Consider the following 18,521-nt stretch of genomic DNA (forward strand, 5'->3'; position numbering starts at 1 on the left):
TCGTGTCCCCGGAGCGGACGGTCTACTGCTTGGGGATCTCGAGGGCCAAGTGCGCGGTCCTGGTCGGGTTGATGTTGTGCCGGTAGACGTTCGCTGTGACGGTGATCGACTTGTGGCCGAGTGTGTCGGCGATGTCCTCGAGACGAATGCCGGCGTTCGACAGCAGTGATGCGGTGGCGTGGCGCAGCGCGTGCGGGTGGAGGCCCGGCAGCCCGATCTTGCGCCCAATGCGGGCGAGTGCCCGCCGAGTATTCGACGGGTCAAGGGGAGTGCCGGATTCGGCGGTGAACATGAGCCCGTCGGGGTTGCTCCACGCTGGCTGACGGGCGGCGTCGGTCGCCTGCTGACGTTCCTGGGCGAGGATGGCTTCGACGAGTCGCGGCGAGAGTCCGAGAGTCCGGTGGCTGGTCGGGGTCTTGGGTGCGACCAAGAGCATCCCTGCGGTGGTGCGCCGGAGACTGTGCGTGACGCAGAGGGTGGGCGGGTCAGCTGTGAGGTCCAGGTCCCGCCAGCGCAATGCGGCGACTTCCCCGGGCCGTAGGCCCAGGAGAAGCTGGATCAGGAGCATCGACCCGAGCCGTTCCTCGGCCAGGGCATCCAGGAACCTCCCGGCTTCCTCGACGGTCATGCTTTTCGTTCTTGGCGTGGCCCCCGGGGGGCATGCACGACCTCCGCGACGTTGCGGTTGACGATCTCGCGTCGTCTGGCGAACTCCAGGATGCGCTGAGCGAGGTTCAGGATCAGTCGAAGGGTCCGCCCGGACAGGCCGGCTTCGGCCAGCTGGTCCAGCACGTCCTCGATGTCGTCGGCGCGCAGCGCGGTGACCTTGATGGGCCCGAGCTGGGGGAGGAGTCGCTTGCGGATGAGGGAGGCGTAGTTGTCACGGGTCAGGTCGGAGGTCTCGGCGGGTAGGCCCCGCACCAGCCAGAGCTCGGCCAGTTCGGCGAACGTGCGGGTCTGGGCGGTGAGGTCGACTCCGTCGCGGCGCCGCAGTCGGGCGGCTTCGAGCTTCTCGCGCGCCTCGGCCCGGGTGCGCCCGGTGACCTTGACCCGCACCCGCTTGCCGGCCGCGTTGCGCCCCAGGTCCAGGCGCCCGGTCCACAGGCCCACGCTCTTGTCGAACGTCACTGCGCCCAGGCCTCGTTCGCGGCGCGGCCGCTCGGCTGTAGCCATGGATGCGTCCACCGTTCCGGCTCGGTAGTTAGGGTCCAGGGCCTGGACCCTAAGTCAGCGAACGTCAGCAGACGGCGACGAGCGCTGCCGGACCCACCAGCGGTCTGACCTGCACGCACGCGGTCAGCGGCGGACCTCGGCGGATGCCGAGAACTGACTGGGGGTCAAGGGGTCGCAGGTTCAAATCCTGTCATCCCGACGTGTCTTTGCAGGTCAGAGGCCCGTCCCGCGTGAGCGGGGCGGGCCTCTTGGTACTTGGGGAGCCTAGGTGCGCTCCGGACACTGCCCACCGACGACAGGCCACCGACGACGGCTATGCCGCGGCGATCATCTGCCACGGCTCCGATGCTTCGATCAGGTGGCAGGCTCTACCGCCCGCTGGCGGAGCCGACGCCTGGGTAGACGTTCGACTCGATGGTGACCGGGTGGTCACCACCTCGGCCCAGTGTGCCCACTCCGCCTTCAGAGGAGGTCCGCGCGGGTGCCGAGCCACCATCGGGAGCCCTGCCGGGTCCGTATCGGGTCCGTGTAGAGCCTCTACGGAAGTCGGGGCGGTGCAGGGCGCTGCGAGCACATCCCCCACCGCCAAAGCCACTCCAGTCGGACCGGAGTCGACCTCGAGGACGTGCCGTCCGCCCTCGTCGGGCCGTTCGGTCTGGTGTGGCGGTTCGAGCGCGGCGGCGCGCCCGGCCGGGCCCCTTGCGCACCGCGCAGGAGGTCAGCGCACGGCCAGCGGGGAGCTACAACCAGTCGTGTTCCCGTGCGTAGCGAGCCGCTTCGTGGCGTGTGCGGGTCTGGGTCTTCTGCATGGCGCTGGACTGGTCGTTCCGCACCGTGCCCGACGCCAGGTGCAGTCGGGTGGCGATGACCGAGTGGCCGTTGCCGGTCACCTGGAGCAGCTCGACCTCTCGGTCGGCCAGCGGGCAGTCGTCGACGATCGCCGCGATGGAGACTTCTTGGTCGATCCACGTGCAGTGTGGCGATGACCGCGGCGATGCGGCTCGGTTCGGCTGACTTGCTGGCGAAGCCCTGGAGCGCGCACCACCCTGGACCAGGGGCGATCACTACGGCTCGATCATGTCGTTTCAGGTCAGAGGCGGGAGCCGGCCAGCGAGTGCCTCAGAGCGCGGAGAACGGTCCGGTCTGCGCGAACGCGTACTTGGCGAACCGCTCGCCGATCAGGTGGTGAGTGGCGGTGTCAGGGTGGAGCGCGTCAGGCAGTGGGTGCTCGACGGCGTCAGCTTCGCCGTACAGAGTCGTTCCGTCGAGGTAGTGCAGGTTCGGATCGCCGGTCCGGCGGTCCACAAGGGACGCGAGCGCGTCTCGGATGACCCGCAGGGTGAGCTTTCCCTGCCGCTGGTCCTCGCTGCGACCGGTGGCGATGAACCGGATGTGGCCGGTGCCGAGCGAGTCCGGGTCGAAGGAGCCCGGGCCGGGGGTGTCCTCGTGGATGCCGCAAAAGATCGGCGAGATCAGGATCAGTGGCTTGGTGGGGTGGCCGGCGCGGATCGTGTCGAGGAACCCGTGGACAGCGGGCACGAACGCCCGCAGCCGCATCGAGTCGAGGTTGACCACGTTGATCCCGAGCTTGACGCTGACCAGGTCTGCCCGGGCGTCGCGGATCACGCGGGCGACGAACGGGTCGACCAGGGCAGACCCCCCGAACCCGAGGTTGCGCAGCTCGGCGCCGCCAATCCGCGCGGCGACGGCCGGCCAGATCTCGGTGGGTGTCGCCGCGTTCGAGCCGTGGCTGATCGAGCTGCCGTGGTGGATCCAGACGGGACGGTTCAGCGCGACGGGGTGCACTGGCGCATCAGTCCGCAGCTCGATCAGCTCGAGTGACTCGTTGTGGGGCAGCCAGAGCTCGACGACCTTGTCGCCGTCGAACACGTGGGTGAAGACGGTCGTGTGCGCGGTACCCGGCCGGAAGCTGGTCGCGCCGGTCTGGAAATCGACCTCGATGACGTCGCCGCCGTCGAGCAGGTCGCTCGCGACGAGGTCGCCGTCGACCACGAAGTCGATGCTCCCACGGGGACGGTCAACGCCCTTGTAGGTGACCCGCGAGGGGTGGGAAACGAGCGTGATCGTCCGCGCTGCCGTGGTCATCGCCAGGCGCACCCCGGATGGCTGAGCCTCCGCCATCAGCAACTGCGGGTCGGGGAACTGCGCGCGCACCCACGCCGGCAGGCGGTGCGGGCGCAGACCTCGAGCGGTGGGCTCTATGTCGGCGGCGCCGTGGAGGTACAGGGCGGCCAGGGGGGTCGTGATCATTGGGGGATCCGGTTCGCGTTGGTTGACCAGGTTTGGAGGAGAGAGTCGAGGGCGTCGAGGATCTTGCGCCACGACACCTCAGCGGCGGGTGGGCTGTGGTCGAAGTTGCCGATGCGCTCGAGCGCGAGGAAGCCGTTGATCGTGCTGCCGATGAGGCGGGTGGCGTGCACGCGCTCTCCCTGCGGCAGGTCGTAGCCCCGGAGGAGGGCCTCAGTCAGCGCGACGAAACTCCGCGCGCCGCCGGACTCCACGGCGGTGGCGCCGGCGCGACGTTGCAACGACTGCCATCGACCGGGCGACCTCAGCGAGTACGCCCGGTGCGCCTCGGCGAAGCCGTCCAGCGCGAACCGGCCGGAGCGCCCGGCGATCGCCACCGCCACACGATCGGCGAGTTCGGCGAGTGCGAGTGCGGTGATTCCATCCAGCAGGGCCGCGCGGTCACGGATGTGCGAGTACAGGCTAGGGGTCTGCACTCCGAGGCGACGCGCGACGGCCGACAGTGTGACGCTGTCGAAGCCGGACAGGTCGGCCAAGTCGGCCGCTTCGGCGACGATCACCGTTGCGGTGAGAGGGATGCGCTTCATCTCGCCAGACTACACGCCCTAGGTGCCAGCCTAAACCGTTTAGGTCGAATAGATCCGTCCGTGGCCGTCCGTTCTATCGCTGCGGTAGGAGAGGGTCGTCCGGGGGATGTGCTCGAGCTCTTCGGCGCCCTCGCGCAGCTCGGCCATGTCGCCTCCGGTGATGATCGGTCGGTAGCTGGCGTGCTCTGTCGTGCATCGGATCTCGGCGCCGGCTGCTCCTTGGGCAGGTAGACCGCCCGCGAGTCGCCGACTGTTGTGTACTGCTGGTCAAGGGCGCACGCGGCGCGTGGTCGGCGGCGTGCTGCCCTTGACGCTCGAGCTGGACACCCACACCACCAGACCTTCTCCGCGGTGGCGCATGCCGGGAGGCGCCGCTCGGTTGACCCGCTGCGTCGAGAGCACCTTCACGTTGTGAAGCTCGGCGAGCTGCTCGGGGGCGAACGCTTCGGTGGGACCGACGACCATGTGTCCGGCGTTGTGGATCATGATGTCGGTTCGGCCGTGCCCCGCTTCGAAGGCGGTGATGGCTGCTTTGACGGACTCGACGTCGTGCTCCGCGGCGCCCTCGGCGGCCGCTTGGACCTGGGGCGCGTTCCGTCCGATGGTCTCGCGCAAGCCATGGTGGACGGCGCAGCCGGCGTCGGCGAGGGCGCGGGCGGTGTGAGTGCCGAAGCCGCTGGAGGCACCGGTGATGACGGGCGTGTGGTTCCCTTCGGTTGAACGCGGGTGAGGGGCTTGGGTTTAGGCGAGGCCGCCGTTGGCGAAGATGACCTGGCCGTTGACCCAACGGGCCGGGCCAGCGAGGAACGCGACGGTCTCGGCGATGTCGTCGGGCTGGCCGAGCCGCTCCAGCGGCACCGCTTTGGCTAGGTTCGCGATCGCGGTCTCGTCCTTGCCGTCGAGGAAGAGGGCCGTGGCGGTCGGACCGGGGGCGACGGCGTTGACGGTGATGTCTTGGCCGCGCAGTTCGCGTGCGAGGATCAAGGTGATGGCCTCGACGGCGGCCTTGCTGGCCACGTACGCGCCGTAGGCGGGGAACTGGGTGCGGGTGACCGAGGTCGAGAAGTTGATGATCGCGCCGCCCGGGCGGATCCGGCGTGCGCCCTGCTGGGCGACGACGAAGGTGCCGCGGATGTTGGTGCGGTGCATCCGGTCGAGGTCGTCGAGGTTCAGGGTCGCGATCGGTGCCAGGACCATGATGCCCGCGGTGCTCACGACGACGTCGATCCCGCCGAACGCCGCCTCCACGGCCTCGAATGCCCCGGCCATGGCGGTCTCGTCGGCGACGTCCCCGCGGACGGCGATTGCCCGTCCACCCGCGGAGATGACCGCGGCGACGGTCTCGTCGGCCCTGGCCTTGTTGCTGGAGTAGTGGACGCCGATCGCGAACCCGTCCCGCGCCAGGCGTTCGACGACCGCGCGGCCGATGCCGCCGGAGCCTCCGGTGACTAGGGCGACCCGAGGGGCGTGGGTGGTGGGAGCGGTGTCCGGGGGGGTGGGCATGGCGGGTTCTCCTTCGTGTTCGGGTGTCCGCGCACGTTTCGGGCGCGCTGGATCGCTCCCGCTTGGTGGGTGACGAGATGGCGGGGGGTTGTTGAGGCTGCGGTCGTGGTGGTCAGTTGGGGCGGGGTCGGGTCTGGATGCGTTCGAGCCACTCGTCGAGCAGTCCCGCCTCGCGGCCGGTGAACAGCTCACCGGCCGTCGTCGTCAGGGCGCTGCGCAAGGTGGTCGCCGCGATGCGTTCGGGCTCGTCTGCGTCCGGCACCGGTGCGGCGTCGGAGACGATCCCGCTGTGTACCAGGTCGCGCACGGTCGTGGAGAGCGCCTCGTCAGGGTTCTGCTCGGGGCGGAGGATGAGCGCGAGGGCGACACCGGTGTTCGCCGCCATCACGACCCGCGCCGCGGCCTCGGGCTCGAGACGCAGACGCCCCTGCGCGGCCAGCCGGTCGAGGACGTCTCGCAGCAGCCGCATCGCCTCTGCGGCGGACTCGGCCTGGCTGACGGCGCCGGATCCGAACAGGAGCCGGTACGCGTTCGGGTGCGTGAGAGCGAACCTGGTGTGGCTGTCCCAGCCTGACCGTAGGTCCTCCAGCGGGTCCGCCGACCGCACGGCCGAGCGTTTCATGCCCAGGTACTCGTCCCACACATGGTCGACAGTGGCCGCGAGCAGGCCCTGCTTGTCGCCGAACAGCCGGTAGAGCGCCGGCTGCTGCACCCCAGCCGCCTCGCACACCGCGCGGGTCGAGATATCGCCGCTCGGCGAGTGCGCCAGGAGCCCTGCCGCCGCCTCGATTATCACTGTCCTCGTGCTCATGGTATCGACAGTAACATTGCCACGGTATCGTCGCAACTTCTCAGTCGACAACGGTGATACCAATCCGCACTGTCTGACGCACATGGAGGACTATTGAGGGGCTGATCCAGTAGTGCCGAGCGCGTCATGCTCGTGATCCACGATCCGTTCGAGGAAACCAGCGCAACGTTCCACCGTCTTGATCGACCCGACGTTCTCGTCGCGGCAGGCAAGCAGGACTCGCTCCATCCCAGCGTCTCTGGCTCGATCCATGCTCGGCGAGATCACCCTGGTGTGACGACCAGTCGGCCGATGGTGTTGCCAGACTCGAACAGGCGATGTGCGTCTGCGACCTCCTCCATCGCGAAGGTCGCGGCGACATGGGGCTTGACGATGCCGCTAGTGAGCAGCTGCGAAGCCTGAGCGATCGCCCTGGGGGCGGGCTGGCCTACGAAGCCGCGGACGCGACGTCGGCCAGCCGGGAGCGAGGCCAGCACCGCACCGAGCGCGGACGGCGACCTGAGCGCTGCGGTCGTCACCATCCGCCCGTTCCGCTTCAGTCGCTTCCGCCACGCCAGCAGGTCGACACCGGTCGTATCGAAGATGCCATCGGCGCGCGGGATATCGCCGGGGCCGGTTCGGCGGAAGTCCAGGACCTGATCGGCCCCAAGGCCCGTGACGAAGTCAGCCATATCGTCGGTCGCAATACCAATGACCCGCGCACCGTGGTGCGCGGCCAGTTGAACCATGGCCGAGCCCATGCCTCCCGCGGCGCCGCGAACAACGACAGTGTCTCCTGGCGCCACGGGGACATGTCCTATGGCAGTCCAAGCGATGGTCGCAGGCACCAGCGCAGACACCGCTTGTTCCGAGGTCATACCGGTTGGAGCCGGCGCCACGGCCTCGCAAGGAAGCAGCGCGAAGTCGGCTAGCATTCCCACAGGGTGCGAGAACGCGTTGCCAAGTACTCCCCAGACTCGATCGCCTGGCGAATAGCTCGTGACCTCTCCCCCGACGGCATCGACGACACCAACCAGATCGATGCCCGTGCCGTACGGCGCCTTCGTCCGGGTGACGCGCTTGTATCCACCCGCTCGTGCAAGCACGTCGACATGGTTGACGCTCGTCGCCTCGACGCGCACACGGATCTGTTCCTTGCCGGGAGCCGGCACGTCCACCGTCACCGCGCGGAGGACGTGCGGGGGGCCGTAGGCCTCGAACTGAATTGCTCGCATGGCACTTCCTCCACTACCGTCATATGGAGCAGCTGCTCCAGGTGCCATGTCTAGCACAAGTGGATCACTTACTCCAGTTAGAGGGGTTTGCATGCGTGCCGACGCCCAGCGCAACCGCGAGCGCATCGTCGATGCAGCCTCGAGTCTGTTCGACGAGATCGGAACCTCGGTCTCGCTCAACGACATCGCGGCGCGCGCCGACGTGGGCATCGCCACCCTTCTGCGACGGTTTACCGACAAGCAGGCCATCATCGACGCGGTGTTCACCCGCGACCTCGACCTGTGGCTCGCTAGCGCAGGCGAGGCAAGCCAGTCAGACAGTCCAGGGGCGGCGTTCTTGGACCTGACTCGCGCCCTGCTCACCAATCAGGCCCGCCACCCGCACTGCGCAGACCTTGTGGTCCACGCCTTCTTGCGCTCCGAGGAATTCGCCGAGAAACGCGAGACATTCCGCACCGACGTGCAATCGCTCGTACACAGAGGTGTCCTGGAGGGCGAGATCCGCCCTGGCACCACGTGGAGCGACTTGGTACTGCTCATGGAGTCTGCTGGGGCACTCGCGTTGCTCGACCCGCACCACGCCGAGGAAAAGATCCTTCACCTGCTGCAGCACTTCGAGCGCTCGTTCAAAGTCGCTGGGAACTGACCGAGAACCGCTCCATCCATCCCCATCGAACGCACTCCACCACCGGGGGCTTCACCCGGCTCGTGTCCGATCAGTTCCCCTGCACCACGCCGGCCCAACGAGACATCAACTGGTCCACCGCAGGAGCCGATTGGCCCTCGTCCCACAGGTCGCGGCCTCGCGCTGGCCGGTCACGGCGCGCGGACCAACGCCGGGACGAGCGCCCGACGCGCGCGACGCGCGCGCGGCCCTCCGCCCTGGCCGGATCCGCGTCGAACCCGTGGCCCCGGGGGCCGACGTCTCCCTCTCGCCCGGAGGCGAAGTAGTACGAGCCGGCGCTTCTCGCCCCCGGACAGCTGGGAGACCACGGTGGCGGACTTGTGGGTGAGGTCGACCAGGCCGAGGACTCGCTCCACCGTGTCGGTCCGCCGCGTGAGGTGCCCGATGAACCGCACGGACTAGGTGATGGTGAGGTCGGGGGAGAACCCGCTCTCCTGGAGCATGATCCCGGTCCGCGGTCGGACCGCCCGGCGGTCGGTGGGGGACCTGCCGAACACGCGGACCGTGCCGGACGTGGCGGGCCGGTGCCCCTCGATGACCTCCATCGCCGAGGTCTTGCCGGCCCCGTTCGTGCCGAGCAGCGCGTACAGCTCACCCCGATCGACGGTGAACGACAGGTCCTTGACGGCTTTGAAGTCCCCGTAGGTCACGTCGAGGCTCTCCACCTCGATGACGGCGCCGGAGGACCGGTGTCCACCCGGCGCCTCGACCTGGACGGCGGTGCTGCTGCTGGTTCGCTGGCTCATGATGACGCCTCCACTGTGGTTGGTGTCAGGCCGGGACAGGGCATCCCGCCTCGGGGGCAGTCGATCCCGCGCCGAGAGGCGGCTGCAGGTGCTCGTGCCCCATGTGACTCCATGGCCTAAGGGCATGCTCAAGCGGCCGCTCGAAAGACCCGCCACCTCGGCGGTCGGTTGCGCGACCCGGGTTTGACCATGCCCGTGGGGCATGACGTTGCCTGTGTCGACGAGGCCCGTCGGGGACCGGCACGACGAAGGCGGCATGGCCGCCCTGGACCGCTGACGTAGACCACCTAGACAGAGGAGATCGACGTGGACGACCCGATCAGCGCACTGCGTGAGGCGATCGACTCCGGTGACCCTGGGCGGGTCGCCGACTGCTTCACCGACGACTACACGGCGGTCTTCCCGCTCCGTCCCGCGGACGGGTTCACGGGGTCGGACCGCGTGAGAGACAGCTGGGCCTTGATCTTCCGCGCCATGCCCGGGCTGCGGGCCCGCGTGCTGCGTCGGGCGACGTCCGGCCCCGAGCTGTGGTCGGAGTGGGAGATGACGGTCGGCGGCGGGTCCGACGACCGGCCCGTCCTCGGCGGACCGGTCGTGATGACCGTCCGCGAGGGGCGGATCGACTGGGCACGCTTCTACCTCGGTCCGGTGGCCCACGCTGCGCCAGCGGGCGGCCGACCGACAGGAACCGGGCCCGGGTGACGGTCATGCCGGCTATGCCTCCGGGGCATGGCCAAGCCCGCTCAGGCGAGCACGGCGGTGGCCTCGACCTCGACGAGCACGTCGGGCTCGAACAGGTGGGCCACGCCGATCAGGGAGGCCGGTGGCAGCGGGCGGGGTAGGCCGAGCTCGTCGGTCACCTGCTCCACTCCGGCCAGGAAGGCCTCGATCTTGTCCGGGGTCCAGTCAGTGACGTAGAAGACGAGGCGGACCACGTCACCGAAGTCGGCGCCGGCGGCCCGGAGCCCCACGTGGGTGCTGCGCAGGGCGTGGCCCACCTGACCGGCCAGGTCACCGGACGCGAGCGGTCCTCCGTCGGCGTCGCGGGCGGTCTGCCCAGCGACATGGACCTGCCGGGTCCCGGTGCCGATGGCGACGTGGTGATAGGGGACGGGCTGCATCAAGCCATCGGGGCTGAAGCGTAGGACGGTCATGGAGTCTCCTTGGGTGGTGACGTTCTTGTCGGGACGGGTTCCGGACATCGCCGGGTCCAGCCGCCTCAGGCCGGGCACCGGGTGTCACGGGCGGGCATGGTGCCGTCGACCAGGAACGAGGTGGTGATGTTCGTCGCGCAGGCGTTCTGGCGGTAGACGAAGACCCCGTGACCGCTGTCCTGCACCGTGACCAGCCGGGAGCGCTGGTCGAACTTCTCGCGGAGCAGAACACCGCCGAGGTGGGGTGTGACGGGGTCGTGGTGGTTCTGCAGGATCAGGATGTTGCGGGGGCCGTCGTCGTCGACGGCCACGGGAGGTTCGCCCGGTGCGTGGGGCCAGAAGGCGCAGGGCGTGATGTTGGCGCTGGCAGCGCCGAACAGTGGGTAGCGCTGCCGGTCCTCGGCGACGGCCTGCTGGTAGGTCTCGACGTCCTCGGCCCACTTGACGTCGTTGCAGGTCACGGCCAGCAGGACGGACCAGGAGTTGTCGAAGGCCGACAGCCCGTCGGGGAGGGGCGGTGGGTCTGCGGGGGCGTCGGTCGTGCCGTTGCGCTCCAGCTGCTCCGCCACCGTCACCGCCGTCGTGTCGGAGCCGAGCAAGGACTGCCAGAGATGGGCCAGCGGCGCGTACCCGGTCTGCTCGTACAGCGTGACGAAGGTCATGAAGCGGAACCAGGCACCGTCGAAGCCGTCGCCCAGGGGTTCCTCGTCGAACCGTTCTGCCAGCTCGAGGTAGGTCGCGCGCACCTCGGCCGATGAGCGCCCGAGCCCGTAGCTGTCGTGGCGCGCCGCCGCCCAGTCGGCGAAGTCGGGGAAGGTGTCCTCCACGCCGAGGGCGTAGCGGCGCAGCCCGTCGCGGTCGAGGTGGGTGTCGCCGATGTTGCTGTCCAGCACGATCCGGTCGGAGTGCTCGGGGAACATCGAGGCGTACGCCGCGCCCAGCGCCGTCCCGTAGGACACCCCGTAGTAGCTGATGGTCTCCTCGCCGAGGGCGATCCGGATACGGTCCAGGTCGCGAGCCATGTTCGCGGTGGACAGGTGTCGCAAGTACCCGTCGATGTCGTTCGCGGCGCACTGCTCGGCCACCGTCCGGGCGGCCTCGGCCTGCTCGAGGACCGCGTCGTCGTCGACGGCGTACGGCGGAACGGCGCCGCGGTAGTCCTGCTCGTCGGTGAAGCCGCAGCTGACGGGGGAGGAGTACCGAACCCCGCGGGTGTCCATCCCGATCAGGTCGAAGGCGTCGGTGACGTTGGCCGGGATGCCCCGCGCGACCAGATCCGCCGGCATCGCGAGCCCCGCCGTCCCTCCCGGACCACCGGGGTTGAGCAGGAGCACACCGCGCCGCCGGTCGGGGGCGGTGCTGACCTGCCGGGACAGCATGAGCTCGATCTGGACGCCGTCCGGGTCGTCGTAGTCCAGCGGCACCGCCAGAAGGCCGCACTCCAGCAGAGGGGCGACCGCGGCGACGTCCTGCGGGCACGTGCCCCAGGCGACCGTCGGCGGGACGCTCTCGAGGTCCTTGGACATCGCCGGTGCGGCGACCGACATCCCCGCCATCATGGTCGTGAGCACCAGCGTACGGCCCACGGCCGTCATGGATCCTTGTTGCATCGTCATTCCGATCATCGGGTCTTCGGGTCGCCGCGACATCACGCCGTGGCCTGGGCAGGATCAGGTGGGGGACGGGTCCGGATCAGCGCGATGCGCCGACCGGCGCGGGCGACCGGCGGTGCGGCCCCCGTCCTTCCCCCCCGGTCGAGATGAGTACGCCCGGCCCGCGTGACCGGGCCGGCGAGTGTGACGTGGATGCACCGGTCACCGGGGTCGACGTCCGGTGCGGGGGTGCGACGCGCATCCGGCGGACCCGACGTAGGACGTCGACCTGTGCCGGGTTGTAGAGGTCGTCGACAGCCTGGTCGATCGTGAGTCGGGCGGTGGCGGCCGTCGAAGAGCCGGTGAGTGCGTCGAGCCAGTCGGGCAGCAGGGCGGGGACGCGGGCTGCAAGGGGCATGAGTCGTTCGGCCACGTGCTGGCGGGTCGTCTCGTCGGCCCCGGCGTCGAGCGTCTCGAGCTCTCGGGCGGCCTCGTCCTTCGGGCGGGCCCCCAGCGCGCCCACGAACTTCATGACCAGGTCCCCGTCGAGCACACGACTCATGACGACGAGCAGGGAACGGTCGGTGTCGGAGAGGTCCTCGGCACCGATCGCAGCGGCGAGCCCGGCCGGCAGGTCCATGGGGGCCTCGCGGGCCAGCACGTCGGCGAGCTCTGCTCGGATGCGCCTCAGGTGCTGGAGGTGGTGCGCGAGCTCCATGTCGAGGTGTCGCAGGGCGTCGTGAGGGTACTGGTCGTCGTCGCCCAGGTCGGCGACCTCGGTCAGGCTGAGGCCCAGGTCGCTGAGGCGTCTGATGCGCAGGGTTCGTTCCAGGTGGCCCACGCCGTACTGCTTGTACCCGTTGGTGCAACGCTGAGGCTCCTCGAGCAGCCCGACCTTGTGGTAGTGGCGCACCGCTCGCACCGTCGTACCGGCCAGCTGGGCCAGCTCACGCGTACTCCAGGCCATGGTGTGTGTGCTCCTCTCGGACGTCGGTCGTCGCTGTCCCCTGAGGCTGGCAGCAGGGGAGTGGATCCCGCGTCGGTAGGAGGCACGTAGTCGAGTCAGGCGCGACCCGCGTCCACGCGCATCGGGGGATGCCCCCCGGACTACGTAGTCTGAGCGGATGAGCAGCTGCGGCGCCGGGAGGAACGTTGAGCGGCCTCCTGGGTAGGCGTGCCGAGCGCGACACGATCGATCAGGTGCTGGCGCGCGCCGGGCAGGGGCGCAGCGGGGCGCTGGTGGTGCGTGGGGAGGCAGGTATCGGGAAGACGGCGCTGCTGGGGTACGCACAGGACAGCGCGACCGCGGCGGGGTTCCGAGTGGAGCAGTCGGTCGGCGTGGAGTCGGAGACATACTTCGCGTTCGCGGCGTTGCACCGGCTCTGCACGCCGTTGCTGGATCAGGCGGGTGCCCTGCCGGATCCGCAGCAGGACGCGCTGGCCATTGCGCTCGGTCTGCGTGAGGGTGGTGCGCCGAACGGGTTCCTGGTCGGTCTGGCCGTGCTGAACCTCCTCTCGGAGGCGTCGGAGGCCGGGCCGCTGCTGTGCCTCGTCGACGACGTGCAGTGGCTGGACCACGCGTCGGTGCAGGTCCTGGCGTTCGTGGCGCGTCGGGTGGAGGCCGAGGGGGTGGCGCTGGTGTTCGCCCTGCGTGATGGCCCAGGGGCCGGTGGCGTCCCGCCTCTGGTCGGGTTGCCTGAGCTGTCGATGGGGCGGTTGGCCGACACCGACGCGCGGGCGCTTCTGGCCGCGGAGGTCCGGACGCCGATGGACGGCGAGGTGCGTGACCGGGTCGTCGCGGAGGCGCACGGCAACCCCCTGGCGTTGCTGGAGCTGCCCCGGAGTGCGCTGCGAGGGTCTCTGGCCGGTGGATTCGAGCTCCCGGACGTCATGACTGTCCCGCGACGGGTGGAGGAGAACTTCCGTCGCCGCTCCGGCGACCTGCCCGCCGAGACCCAGCTGCTGCTGCTCACTGCCGCCGCTGAGCCGACCGGCGACCTGGCGCTCCTGTGGCGCGCAACCGTGCACCTGGGCATCCCGGCCGACGCCGCGGCCCCCGCGGAGGCCGCAGGGTTGCTGGAGGTCGGTACCCGGGTGCGCTTCCGGCATCCGCTCGTTCGCTCGGCGGTCTACCAGGCAGCCGCGGGCTCGGACCTGCGTCGCGTGCACCGCGCACTGGCTGCGGTCACCGACGCGCAGCTGGATCCCGACCGGCGCGCCTGGCACCGCGCGCAGGCGGTACTGGGTGATGACGAGGAGGTCGCGACAGAGCTTGAGCGTTCGGCCGGACGCGCGCGGGCCCGGGGGGGCTCGGCGGCAGCGGCGGCGTTCCTGCAGCGGGCGGTGGAGCTGACCCCGGGTCCGGGACGCCGGGCGCGACGGGCACTCGAGGCCGCCGCCGCCACGCACGAGGCCGGCGCGTCCGAGGCCGCCGGGGAGCTGCTGAAGGTCGCGGCGCGCGGACCCCTGGCGCCCCTGCAGCTCGCCCGCCTGCAGCTGTTGGAAGCGCAGATCGCATTCCATCTGACGCAGGGAAGCCACGTGCCGGGGATGCTGCTGGCGGCCGCCCGTGCGTTGGCCCCGTTGGACGCCGCGTTGTCCCGCCAGACCTATCTGCAGGCGATCGACGCGGCCAACATCATCGGAGGTCCCGGACCCGGCCCCAGCAGCGATCTGCGGGCGGTGGCCGAAGCCGCCCGGGACGCACCGCCACCCCCTGGGTCGCCGGGGGCGGCCGACCTCTTGCTCGACGGCCTCGTGACGACGTCCACGCACGGGTACGAGAAGGGCGTGCCCGGCCTACGCCGGGCGATGGTCGCGTTCCGCGACGAGGCCCTGACGCGGCCGACGGGCACCGTCGACGACCGCCGCTGGCTGTGGCTGGCCAGCCGCACCGCGGTCTCGCTGTTCGACGACGACCTGGGCTATCGGCTGGGCAGTCGCAACGTGCGGTTGACCCGCGAGGCCGGGGCGCTGGACGCCCTCCCGGCCGCGCTCGTCACCCTGTCCGCCACGCTCGTGTGGATCGGCGAGTTCGCCCGGGCCGAGGAGCTGGCCACCGAGGAGGCCGCGATCACGCGATCGACGGGGGCCGTTCCACTGCCGTACGCCCGGCTCATGCTCGCCGCATGGCGCGGCCGTCGGGCCGACGCCCCCGAGCTCAAGGCCGCCATGGCCCTGGAGGGGACCGCGCAGGGAACGGGCAACGAGGTCACCTTCGCCCAGTACAACCTGGCCGTGCTGCACAACGCCCGGGGAGACTACGCCGCCGCCGAGCGCGCCGCGGCGATTGCCTGCCAGGCCCACGAGGTGACGCACAGCAACCTGGCTCTTCCCGAGTTCATCGAGGCGGCGTCCCGCGGCGGTCACCCCGAGCGTGCGGCAGCCGCACTGGACCAGCTCAGCTCGCGGGCCCGCGCCAGCGGCACCGAGTGGGCGCTCGGGCTGGCCGCGCAGTCGCGCGCGCTGGCCAGCACCGGTCCTGGCGCCGAGGAGCACTACCGCGAGGCCGTGGAACGGCTCGGGCGCTGCCGGATGGCCGCCTACCGCGCTCGCGCCCACCTGGTCTTCGGCGAGTGGCTGTGCCGAGAGGGCCGTGCTCACGACGCGCGTGACCACCTGCTCACGGCCCACGAGATGCTCTCGGACATGGGCGCAGAGGCGTTCGCCGAGCGCGCCGCCCGTGAGCTCCGTGCCACGGGCGAGCACCCCCGGGGACGGACCGCCCAGCCGACCGACGCGCTGACCGCCCAGGAGCTGCACATCGCGAGGATCGTGGCCACGGGGGGGACGTCGCGCGAGGTAGGTGCGCAGCTGTTCCTGAGCCCCCGCACGATCGAGACCCACCTGCGCAACATCTTCCGCAAGCTGGGCATCACGTCCCGCCAGCAGCTCGGGCAGCTGCGGCTGCCCTGACCCCCTCGGGGACGGTCCCTGCTGGGGTGGGGCTTGAGCATGCCCCAGCGGCAGCGTGTTCTCTGTGCAGAGGCATCCCGCCGTCACGACCGACCGCGCAGGAGAACCTCATGAGAAGAACCGCGAGCGCCGTCACCGCCGCAGCACTGACCACCGCGCTCTTGACCACCGGCGCGGTCGTCGGCCCGGCTGTATCCCCACCGGGCCCGGGGCCGGTCCTGTCAGAGGTGGCGGCGGTGGCCTGGGGGCCCTGCGCGGTCCCCGACCTCCCCGACGTCCCGGCCACCTACCAGTGCGCCACCTACGACGTCCCGCTCGACCACGCGGACCCTTCAGGACCGACCATTGAGCTCGCTCTGATCCGCAGGCCCGCCGACGACCCCGACGCCCGGCAGGGCTCGCTGTTCGTGAACTTCGGCGGGCCCGGTGCCGACGCGGTCTCGTCCATCGCGCTCGTCGGTGAGACCTACTTCGCCCCGGCGGTCACCGCGGAGTTCGACGTCATCGGCATGGACCCCCGTGGCATCGGGCGGAGCACGCCGTTGCAGTGCGTCGGGCCCGAGGACGACCCCGCCGACTACTTCACCGCGTTCGTCTGGCCGGAGTCCGCCCGCGACCTGCGCACCGTCCGCGACGTCAACGCCGCGCTGGACGCCAGGTGCGTGGCCGAGGGAGGACCGCTGCGCGACCACATGTCCACCACCGCGGTCGCCGACGACCTGGACCTGCTGCGCCGCGCCGTGGGTGACGAGCAGCTGACCTACGTCGGCTACTCCTACGGGTCCTACCTGGGGGCCGTGTACGCCAACCGGTACCCCGACAAGGTCGGGGCGCTCGTGGTCGACGGCGTCGTGGACCCCGTGGACTGGACCACCGGGCGGGACGTTGACGGCACCCGGGTTCCCATCTTCGCCCGGATGAACAGCGACGACGGCGCCCAGGCCACGCTGGAGGAGTTCTTCCGCCTGTGCGACGAGGCCGGCGCCGAGCGCTGCGCCTTCTCCGGGCCGGGGGAGGCCTCGGCGTCGGACAGGTTTGACGCGCTGTACGAACGGCTGCGGGTCGAGCCGGTCCTCGACCCCGGCACGGGGATGCTGCTGAACCACCAGCTGCTGGCGGCCCTCACGCGGTCGGGGCTGGACAATTCCCCCACGTGGCACCGGCTCGCCCAGAGCCTGGCGGGCTACGAGCAGCTCGCCTCGGGTGCGCCCGGAGCGACGCCCACCGACGCAGCGGGTGCCACCGGGCGGTCCGCGGCCGACGCGCTCCCGTCCCAGGTGCTCGCGCGCGAGCAGCTCGGCGCGGTGGCCTGCCTCGACGGCGTCACGCCGGACCGGGTGAGTGACTGGAAGCGAGCCGAGGTCTCGCAGGGGGTCGGCTACTTCGGGCCGTTGTGGACGTGGATCGACCAGCAGTGCATGTCCTGGTCGGCCGAGGACGTCGACCGATACCAGGGTCCCTGGGACGCCCTCACCGCCAACCCCGTCCTGGTCGTGAGCACGAGGTTCGACCCGGCCACCGACTACTCCGGCGCCCTCGCCCTGCACGCCGAGCTGCCGTCCTCACGGCTGCTGACGGTGGAGGGCTGGGGCCACAGCAGCACGGGCCTGTCGGCCTGCGCGGACGCGGTGACGACCGAGTACCTGCTGACGCGGCAGGTGCCGAAGGAGGACGTGGTCTGTACGCAGGACATCGACCCCTTCCCCAGCGCGGCGCAGGTCCGGGCGTCGGCCGCAGACCCCGACGCCCTGGCGCGTTCGGAGCGCCGTGAGGGCGTCCTGCGCGCCATCGGCTCTCCCCTCGGGGCTGTGTCGGGGTCTCTGGGCGAGTAGGAGGCATGACCTGTCGATGCAGGGACGCTGATCGGATCTCAACACCACAGGAGAGCACATGCGAGCGATGGTCGTCGACCGGACCAGTCCACAGAACCTGCGGATCGCCGAGGTGGATGACCCGGTTCCAGGACCCCACGAGGTGCTGGCCAGGATCGCGGCGGCCTCGCTCAACCCCGGGGAGATCGCCCACGCCCAGGGGTCGCGGACCATCGGACTGCGTCCCGCGCCCGACGGGACCGTTCTGGGTGCCGATGCTGCAGGTACCGTGGTGCGGGCTGCGTCCGATGGCAGCGGTCCCGAGGCCGGCACCTCTGTGGTGACGATGGGCTCCAGCGGTGGTTGGGCCGAGCTGCGGGCCGTCTCGACCTCGATGCTCGGAGCAGTCCCCGCGGGCGCCGACCTCGGAGCAGTGAGCACCGTCCCCGTCGCCGGGCTCAGCGCGCTCCGGGGCCTCAGGCGCATCGGCGAGCTCCTCGGCAGGCGAGTGCTCGTCACGGGGGCCAGCGGCGGCGTTGGACGTTACGCGGTCCAGCTGGCCTCCCTCGCCGGTGCCGAGGTGGTCGCGCTGAGCGGGAACCGGGACCGTCATGGGGCGTCGCTGAGGGCATTGGGTGCCACCGACGTGGTGTCCCGGGTCGAGGACGTGAAGGGCCTGGTGGACGGCGTTCTCGACCAGGTAGGCGGACGCCACCTGGTCGAGGCCTTCGACAAGCTGTCCCCGCACGGGACGCTCGTCTCCGTCGGGCACGCCGCAGGGGAGGACGAGACCTTCCCGTTCGGACTCATGTTCGGCGATGACGGGCGTCACGACCGATCGGTCGTGACGTTCTTCCTCGGTGCGCACAGCGACTTCCAGGACGACCTCGGGTGGTTGGCCCGACAGGTGGCAGCGGGGCGGCTCGATGCAGGGATCGTCTGGCGCGAGGACTGGACCCAGGTCGACGACGCCGTCGCAGCGATGGCTGAGCGCAGGCTCGGAGGCAAGGCTGTCATCGAGATCTGTCCCTGAGCCCGCCATCCGACGCCGGGCCGGCGGTC

Annotated in this window: 18 protein-coding genes; 5 read left to right on the top strand and 13 right to left on the bottom strand. The window is 70.6% G+C overall.

Annotated features, from left to right (window positions below):
* Positions 1-22: 22 nt before the first annotated feature.
* The 9 genes from M1R94_RS13940 to M1R94_RS13980 all read right to left on the bottom strand — a co-directional run bounded on the left by M1R94_RS13940 (position 23) and on the right by M1R94_RS13980 (position 7,556).
* The gene (locus M1R94_RS13940) at positions 23-628 is read right to left on the bottom strand and encodes a site-specific integrase (protein WP_249382317.1); all 606 of its coding nucleotides are present in this window, start codon (positions 626-628) and stop codon (positions 23-25) included.
* Positions 625-1,173, bottom strand: a complete 549-nt coding sequence (locus tag M1R94_RS13945) for a tyrosine-type recombinase/integrase (protein WP_249382318.1) — start codon at positions 1,171-1,173, stop codon at positions 625-627. Before M1R94_RS13945 ends, M1R94_RS13940 begins: the two co-directional genes overlap by 4 nt.
* A 740-nt stretch (positions 1,174-1,913) precedes the next feature.
* Positions 1,914-2,063, bottom strand: a complete 150-nt coding sequence (locus tag M1R94_RS13950) for a helix-turn-helix domain-containing protein (RefSeq protein ID WP_249382319.1) — start codon at positions 2,061-2,063, stop codon at positions 1,914-1,916.
* Positions 2,064-2,292: 229 nt separating this feature from the next.
* Entirely contained in the window at positions 2,293-3,444 is a 1,152-nt protein-coding gene (locus M1R94_RS13955) for an SGNH/GDSL hydrolase family protein (RefSeq protein ID WP_249382320.1), read from the bottom strand.
* Positions 3,441-4,028: a TetR/AcrR family transcriptional regulator gene (locus M1R94_RS13960; RefSeq protein ID WP_249382321.1), complete on the bottom strand. Its 588-nt coding sequence runs from the start codon at positions 4,026-4,028 to the stop codon at positions 3,441-3,443. Before M1R94_RS13960 ends, M1R94_RS13955 begins: the two co-directional genes overlap by 4 nt.
* Positions 4,029-4,295: 267 nt before the next feature.
* A complete protein-coding gene (locus M1R94_RS13965) occupies positions 4,296-4,721 on the bottom strand; it encodes an SDR family NAD(P)-dependent oxidoreductase (protein WP_249382366.1) in 426 nt (141 codons plus the stop codon).
* A gap of 48 nt (positions 4,722-4,769) precedes the next feature.
* Positions 4,770-5,531: an SDR family oxidoreductase gene (locus M1R94_RS13970; protein WP_249382322.1), complete on the bottom strand. Its 762-nt coding sequence runs from the start codon at positions 5,529-5,531 to the stop codon at positions 4,770-4,772.
* A 112-nt stretch (positions 5,532-5,643) separates the two neighbouring features.
* On the bottom strand, positions 5,644-6,342 hold the full coding sequence (locus M1R94_RS13975) for a TetR/AcrR family transcriptional regulator (protein ID WP_249382323.1): 699 nt from the start codon (positions 6,340-6,342) through the stop codon (positions 5,644-5,646).
* A gap of 263 nt (positions 6,343-6,605) precedes the next feature.
* On the bottom strand, positions 6,606-7,556 hold the full coding sequence (locus M1R94_RS13980; protein ID WP_249382324.1) for a quinone oxidoreductase family protein: 951 nt from the start codon (positions 7,554-7,556) through the stop codon (positions 6,606-6,608).
* A gap of 91 nt (positions 7,557-7,647) precedes the next feature.
* Between M1R94_RS13980 and M1R94_RS13985 the strand changes: the two genes are divergently transcribed.
* Positions 7,648-8,202 (top strand): TetR/AcrR family transcriptional regulator, encoded by a 555-nt coding sequence (locus M1R94_RS13985; RefSeq protein WP_249382325.1) that lies wholly within the window; start codon positions 7,648-7,650, stop codon positions 8,200-8,202.
* Between the two features lie 437 nt (positions 8,203-8,639).
* On the opposite strand, the gene M1R94_RS13990 is transcribed toward M1R94_RS13985, so the two are convergent.
* Positions 8,640-8,987 carry an ATP-binding cassette domain-containing protein gene (locus tag M1R94_RS13990; RefSeq protein ID WP_249382326.1) on the bottom strand — a complete coding sequence of 116 codons (348 nt, stop codon included), beginning with the start codon at positions 8,985-8,987 and terminating at the stop codon, positions 8,640-8,642.
* 306 nt (positions 8,988-9,293) lie between these two features.
* On the opposite strand from M1R94_RS13990, the gene M1R94_RS13995 reads away from it, so the two are divergent.
* Entirely contained in the window at positions 9,294-9,689 is a 396-nt protein-coding gene (locus M1R94_RS13995; RefSeq protein WP_249382327.1) for a nuclear transport factor 2 family protein, read from the top strand.
* A gap of 41 nt (positions 9,690-9,730) precedes the next feature.
* On the opposite strand, the gene M1R94_RS14000 is transcribed toward M1R94_RS13995, so the two are convergent.
* From M1R94_RS14000 to M1R94_RS14010, 3 genes are all read right to left on the bottom strand, one after another.
* Complete coding sequence (locus tag M1R94_RS14000) at positions 9,731-10,141, bottom strand: RidA family protein (protein WP_249382328.1); 411 nt, start codon at positions 10,139-10,141, stop codon at positions 9,731-9,733.
* Between the two features lie 65 nt (positions 10,142-10,206).
* Positions 10,207-11,736 (bottom strand): alpha/beta hydrolase, encoded by a 1,530-nt coding sequence (locus tag M1R94_RS14005; protein WP_249382329.1) that lies wholly within the window; start codon positions 11,734-11,736, stop codon positions 10,207-10,209.
* A gap of 97 nt (positions 11,737-11,833) precedes the next feature.
* Positions 11,834-12,700, bottom strand: a complete 867-nt coding sequence (locus M1R94_RS14010) for a MerR family transcriptional regulator (RefSeq protein WP_249382330.1) — start codon at positions 12,698-12,700, stop codon at positions 11,834-11,836.
* A gap of 185 nt (positions 12,701-12,885) precedes the next feature.
* Here M1R94_RS14010 and M1R94_RS14015 point away from each other — a divergent pair, with 185 nt between their 5' ends.
* The 3 genes from M1R94_RS14015 (at position 12,886) to M1R94_RS14025 (ending at position 18,492) form a co-directional block, all read left to right on the top strand.
* On the top strand, positions 12,886-15,648 hold the full coding sequence (locus M1R94_RS14015; RefSeq protein WP_249382331.1) for an AAA family ATPase: 2,763 nt from the start codon (positions 12,886-12,888) through the stop codon (positions 15,646-15,648).
* A 110-nt stretch (positions 15,649-15,758) separates the two neighbouring features.
* Positions 15,759-17,480 carry an alpha/beta hydrolase gene (locus M1R94_RS14020; RefSeq protein ID WP_249382332.1) on the top strand — a complete coding sequence of 574 codons (1,722 nt, stop codon included), beginning with the start codon at positions 15,759-15,761 and terminating at the stop codon, positions 17,478-17,480.
* Between the two features lie 58 nt (positions 17,481-17,538).
* Positions 17,539-18,492: a zinc-binding dehydrogenase gene (locus tag M1R94_RS14025; protein WP_249382333.1), complete on the top strand. Its 954-nt coding sequence runs from the start codon at positions 17,539-17,541 to the stop codon at positions 18,490-18,492.
* The last annotated feature ends 29 nt before the right edge of the window (positions 18,493-18,521 follow it).

This window comes from Actinotalea alkalitolerans (genome assembly GCF_023369855.1).
Taxonomy (GTDB): domain Bacteria; phylum Actinomycetota; class Actinomycetes; order Actinomycetales; family Cellulomonadaceae; genus Actinotalea.

Coding starts and splice junctions, on each gene's coding strand:
- M1R94_RS13970 (WP_249382322.1), bottom strand. CDS start 5,531: ATGCCCACCCCCCCGGACACCGCTCCCACCACCCACGCCCCTCGGGTC.
- M1R94_RS13955 (WP_249382320.1), bottom strand. CDS start 3,444: ATGATCACGACCCCCCTGGCCGCCCTGTACCTCCACGGCGCCGCCGAC.
- M1R94_RS14010 (WP_249382330.1), bottom strand. CDS start 12,700: ATGGCCTGGAGTACGCGTGAGCTGGCCCAGCTGGCCGGTACGACGGTG.
- M1R94_RS13940 (WP_249382317.1), bottom strand. CDS start 628: ATGACCGTCGAGGAAGCCGGGAGGTTCCTGGATGCCCTGGCCGAGGAA.
- M1R94_RS13980 (WP_249382324.1), bottom strand. CDS start 7,556: ATGCGAGCAATTCAGTTCGAGGCCTACGGCCCCCCGCACGTCCTCCGC.
- M1R94_RS13960 (WP_249382321.1), bottom strand. CDS start 4,028: ATGAAGCGCATCCCTCTCACCGCAACGGTGATCGTCGCCGAAGCGGCC.
- M1R94_RS14020 (WP_249382332.1), top strand. CDS start 15,759: ATGAGAAGAACCGCGAGCGCCGTCACCGCCGCAGCACTGACCACCGCG.
- M1R94_RS14005 (WP_249382329.1), bottom strand. CDS start 11,736: ATGACGGCCGTGGGCCGTACGCTGGTGCTCACGACCATGATGGCGGGG.
- M1R94_RS14025 (WP_249382333.1), top strand. CDS start 17,539: ATGCGAGCGATGGTCGTCGACCGGACCAGTCCACAGAACCTGCGGATC.
- M1R94_RS14000 (WP_249382328.1), bottom strand. CDS start 10,141: ATGACCGTCCTACGCTTCAGCCCCGATGGCTTGATGCAGCCCGTCCCC.
- M1R94_RS13945 (WP_249382318.1), bottom strand. CDS start 1,173: ATGGCTACAGCCGAGCGGCCGCGCCGCGAACGAGGCCTGGGCGCAGTG.
- M1R94_RS13985 (WP_249382325.1), top strand. CDS start 7,648: ATGCGTGCCGACGCCCAGCGCAACCGCGAGCGCATCGTCGATGCAGCC.
- M1R94_RS13975 (WP_249382323.1), bottom strand. CDS start 6,342: ATGAGCACGAGGACAGTGATAATCGAGGCGGCGGCAGGGCTCCTGGCG.
- M1R94_RS13990 (WP_249382326.1), bottom strand. CDS start 8,987: ATGAGCCAGCGAACCAGCAGCAGCACCGCCGTCCAGGTCGAGGCGCCG.